Genomic DNA, 1,210 nt, shown 5'->3' on the forward strand with positions numbered 1-1,210 from the left:
AATATGAATAGGCGATTTTGAAAGTAACATTGATAATCAAGACCATATTACAGGTATTAGAACTTGGGGATTGAAAGAACTAAATGATTTAACATATTTCAATGGAGTAAATGACAAGTCTTTTTGAAAGACAATTACCAGAGAAAGAATAGGAAAAGTCTTCTTTCATAATTTATCTTGAGATGGTGAATTCATAATTCACTCTCTTATAGAAAATGGGTATGTCCCTAATAATGACCCTCAAATCAAAAAAGCCCCACCACTTGAATTTACAATGGTTAAAGATGATAGGGGAACTATCTATCAAATCAAGGTAACTCATGCTAATGGAAAAACAACTACATTTAGAGATACTGCAAGATTATTATTATCTTCAGTTTCAAAAATGGGAGATGAAATGGGCTTTCCAAAAGGGGAATATGATTACTCAAAAATAAGAGAATACATTGATGTTGATGATGCACCATCTGAACTAATGGAATATATGGAAAGAGATATTGATATTGTCATTAAGGCATATTCAGAATATAAAACCCATTATCCAAAACATGGTTATACAACTGCTGGAACTGCACTAAAATCATTTAAGGAATATTATGGTCAATATGAATATGTCAAAGACTTTGGTGGTTCATACACATCTAAATCTGGAAAAACATTTGAGTATAATCATTTAACAAAAGAACAATGACTTAAATTTAAAATGGCATATAAAGGTGGTCTTACCATTGGTAATGAACTAACAAGAAATAGACATCTTACTTTTCTTGATGGTCACTCAATAGATGTCAATTCACTCTATCCTTTTATAATGGCAACAAAGAAAATGCCATATGGAAAACCTTTAAAATATAAACCTGATGGTTCATATGTTGAAATTATCTATATACATATATCTCACACCATAAAGAAAGATTTAGAGATGCCAAACCATTTGCATAATCCAAAAGCAGGTTTACTATCTAAAAACAAATATCTTGAAATGGCAGAGAATATTACTTGTGCTTACTTAAAAGAAGAATTAGATGAATTGAAACTTACATATGACCTTGTAGAAGGTGTTAATTACTATGTTCTTGAAAGATGATTTTTCAAAACAAAATTTATATTCACTGAGTGAATTAATGAAATGTCATTATTAAAGATAAATGCTAAATCAAAAACTGAGAGAAATTCTCACAAGACTACACAAAATGGATTGTATGGTAAG

At 29.6% G+C, this 1,210-nt stretch carries 2 protein-coding genes; both read left to right on the forward strand.

Annotated elements, in window-relative coordinates:
* Positions 1–274 precede the first annotated feature (274 nt).
* A complete protein-coding gene (locus tag N1032_RS23390; protein WP_259542752.1) occupies positions 275–691 on the forward strand; it encodes a hypothetical protein in 417 nt (138 codons plus the stop codon).
* 12 nt (positions 692–703) lie between these two features.
* Positions 704–1,087, forward strand: a complete 384-nt coding sequence (locus N1032_RS23395) for a DNA polymerase (protein WP_259542753.1) — start codon at positions 704–706, stop codon at positions 1,085–1,087.
* Positions 1,088–1,210: the final 123 nt, after the last annotated feature.

It is taken from the genome of Herbiconiux daphne (assembly GCF_024979295.1).
Taxonomy (GTDB): domain Bacteria; phylum Actinomycetota; class Actinomycetes; order Actinomycetales; family Microbacteriaceae; genus Herbiconiux; species Herbiconiux daphnes.